The organism is Acidobacteriota bacterium (genome assembly GCA_040752675.1).
Lineage (GTDB): Bacteria > Acidobacteriota > Polarisedimenticolia > JBFMGF01 > JBFMGF01 > JBFMGF01.
Genome location: JBFMGF010000056.1, coordinates 1 through 3,130, shown reverse-complemented (window position 1 = coordinate 3,130; position 3,130 = coordinate 1). Strand labels below are relative to the sequence as shown.

Annotated in this window: 2 protein-coding genes and 1 tRNA gene; 1 reads left to right on the top strand and 2 read right to left on the bottom strand. The window is 48.6% G+C overall.

The annotated features are described in order from the left end of the window. Nucleotides 1-215: 215 nt before the first annotated feature. Nucleotides 216-1,724, top strand: a complete 1,509-nt coding sequence (locus tag AB1756_05480) for a NapC/NirT family cytochrome c (protein MEW5806779.1) — start codon at nt 216-218, stop codon at nt 1,722-1,724. Between the two features lie 32 nt (nt 1,725-1,756). On the opposite strand, the gene AB1756_05475 is transcribed toward AB1756_05480, so the two are convergent. Next, on the bottom strand, nt 1,757-2,752 hold the full coding sequence (locus AB1756_05475) for a GTPase (GenBank protein ID MEW5806778.1): 996 nt from the start codon (nt 2,750-2,752) through the stop codon (nt 1,757-1,759). Nucleotides 2,753-3,004: 252 nt separating this feature from the next. After that, a tRNA-Leu gene (locus AB1756_05470) sits at nt 3,005-3,092 on the bottom strand. Nucleotides 3,093-3,130 lie beyond the last annotated feature (38 nt).

Genomic DNA, 3,130 nt, shown 5'->3' with positions numbered 1-3,130 from the left:
GATGGGAAGAAAAATCATCCTCCATTGACTTATCAAAATGGGCTTCCCAAGCCGCGGGGTCCTTGAATCCATGTATGGAGGTGGGTAAACTACCATTCATAACAAGAATCGCTCAATTTAGGTTATAATAAAAAAGATCTTATGGGTTGTCTTTTAACCTGAATGGGCTTCGTTTTTGGGATGGAGCTTCTTTTGATATGCAAAGGAAGAATGAGATGAAATTTCAACTCCCGCGTTCCACTCAGAACTGGATCACGCTGATCGGGGCCACCATCGCCTTAATCGCCCTCTTCATGATTGCTTTTGGTTTCGCGATGTCCATCCTATGGAAACCAGGCCATGCCTACATTGGACTCGTTCTTTACATTCTCCTTCCCGCCTTCATGATCCTCGGCTTGATCCTGATTCCGATTGGCATGCTCTTTCAGATCTGGCGTGACCGAAAACTGAAAATGATGGAGAGACCCCCCTGGCCGCGCGTTGACCTGAATGATCCGAGGCATCGGAACGCTTTTTTCATCTTCTCCATCGGAACGACAACCCTCCTCTTCATGTCGGCCATAGGGAGCTACGAAGCCTTTCATTTTACTGAGTCCGTGACCTTTTGCGGGACTCTCTGTCATCAGGTGATGTATCCGGAGCACAAAGCTTACCAGCATTCTCCGCATGCTCGTGTCAAATGCGTCAGTTGCCATGTCGGTCCTGGTGCCAACTGGTATGTTCGCTCGAAGCTCTCAGGAGTTTATCAGGTTTACGCTGTTCTTTCTCATGTGTATCCCCAGCCTATTCCCACTCCCATTGAGAATCTGCGCCCCGCCCGAGAGACATGTGAAGAATGCCACTGGCCTGAGAAATTTTATGCACAGAAGCTTCGCATGGAGAGTCACTACCTGCCCGACCAGAAGAATACCCAGTGGAATATCTATCTGATCATGAAGATAGGAGCGGAGCATCCGGCTCTGGGACTGAGAGAGGGAATTCACTGGCACATCAATCCTGATGTCAGGGTAGAATACATCGCCACCGATGAGGAGCGTGAGAAGTTGCCATGGGTTCGCTATACAAATTTGAAAACAGGTGAGCAGGTTACCTATCAGGATCAGGATGCGCCGCTGAGTGCTGAAGAGATCAAGAAGAGGGAAAGCCGCGTCATGGATTGCATGGATTGCCACAACCGCCCCTCCCATCTCTATCGCCCCCCAGCCTTCTTTGTTAACGATGCCATGAAAGCCGGTGAAATTCCAACGGAACTGCCGGAAATAAAATCCCTCGCCATGAAGATCTGTGGCAACGAGTTCAAGACAACGGAAGAAGCCATGAAAGCAATCGAAATGGAGATTCACAGATTCTACAAAGAGGCCTATCCCGATATTTATGAGAGCAAGAGGAAACTAGTTGAAGAATCTGTCAAAGGTCTTCAGCAGGCATTCTCCGAGAACATCTTCCCGGAGATGAAAGTCCGCTGGAGCGCCTATCCCAACCAGATCGGCCACATTGAGTTCAATGGATGTTTTCGTTGCCACAACGATCGACATAAGAGCCAGGAGGGAAAGGTTATCCGGAAAAACTGCGACCAGTGCCACATCATCAGCGCGCAGGGAAGCCCTGAAAATATGGAAATTGCCGAACTCAATCAAGCGCTGGAATTCAAGCATCCTGAAGATATCGGTGATGCCTGGAAGGAGATGCTCTGTACCGAATGCCACACAGGTCTCAATCCATAGAATAAAAGCTTATCGGACACTTTTTATCATTCTCATCCGGTATGCAGCTCAATGATATCACCATCGGTTAGGAGATAATCCCGGTGAATCCTCTGCCCCTCAAATTTTCCGGAACCCCAGACGCGAGCAAACTTCAGGTTCTGGACGAAATCCCGATGCACAGCTCCGGCGAAGTCGAGCAGTGTGCTTCCCTTTTGGAAAATGAACGGCTTCGAGACATCAGGCTCCTTCCCCGGGGGTTTGGAATAGACGCGAACGATATTCAGCATCTGAAACAGGGATCTCTTCAATTCTTCCAGATGAATGGATTTGGAAGCAGAGATGCCAAGGATGGGGAAATCTGCTCCATAAAGCCTTTTTAATTCCTCAAAATTCTCTCTTGCTCTTTCCAGATCAATCTTATTCCCCACGATAAGTGTCTCTTTGGAGCCTTCCCGGTCATCTTCCGCTATGCGGTTCGGGCTCCTCACCAGCTTGATGTTATGAGCCTCCAGTGCTTTTCCTACTGACCCGATCTGTTCCGTGAAATCATCGCGACTCAAGTCAATCATTAACAGAATCAGATCGGCGTCGCGGATAATCATGGGCACCCAGTTCTCCATATGCTCCGCAGAAATGGGAGGAAGATCAATCAACTGGATCTGGATGTTCTCATAGGGCATCATGCCCGGATGGAAGGTGCGGGTCGTAAAGGGATAGTCCGCGACTTCGATTGAGGCATTCGTTAACCGGACAAGCAGTTGGGATTTCCCGACATTGGGAGGACCAACAATGGCCACCTGTGCAGCTCCCTCTCTTTCCACATGAAAAGAAACGCGCCTCTTGCCTGGCCCTCCCTTTTTGTGCTCCATCTCATCCCGCAATTTGGCCAGCCTTCTCTTGATATCGGCCTGTAATTTTTCCGTCCCCTTGTGTTTGGGGATGGTGGAAAGCATCTCTTTGAGAGCTTTCATTCGTTCCTGGTTGTCTTTGGCTTGCTTATATCGCTCCTCGGCTTCCAGGTACTGGGGCGTTAAATTGGCAGGCATGGATTGAAAAGCCCTCCGGTTGACTCATGGATTACCATAAAAGTCTACGAACCCGCATTCTTAAGAACCACCCATGCGAGAAAGTAAACCTTAATCATCATATCCTTGTAAAAAAATAATTGTCAAGAAGCTGTTCGATCTCGCGCATCTTCTTAAGAAGATCACAGAAACTTAGCTCCTGAACAAGGATAATGATATGAGGTGGCTGAATGCAATGATACAGAATCGTGAGATGAAAAACTACGTTGAAGATGGTGCCGAAGAGGAGGGTCGAACTCCTACGGGCTATTCGCCCACTAGACCCTGAATCTAGCGCGTCTGCCAGTTCCGCCACTTCGGCACCGCAGACGCTATGATATTTTTTGAAAGAAGGTTTGT

Coding starts and splice junctions, on each gene's coding strand:
- AB1756_05475 (MEW5806778.1), bottom strand. CDS start 2,752: ATGCCTGCCAATTTAACGCCCCAGTACCTGGAAGCCGAGGAGCGATAT.
- AB1756_05480 (MEW5806779.1), top strand. CDS start 216: ATGAAATTTCAACTCCCGCGTTCCACTCAGAACTGGATCACGCTGATC.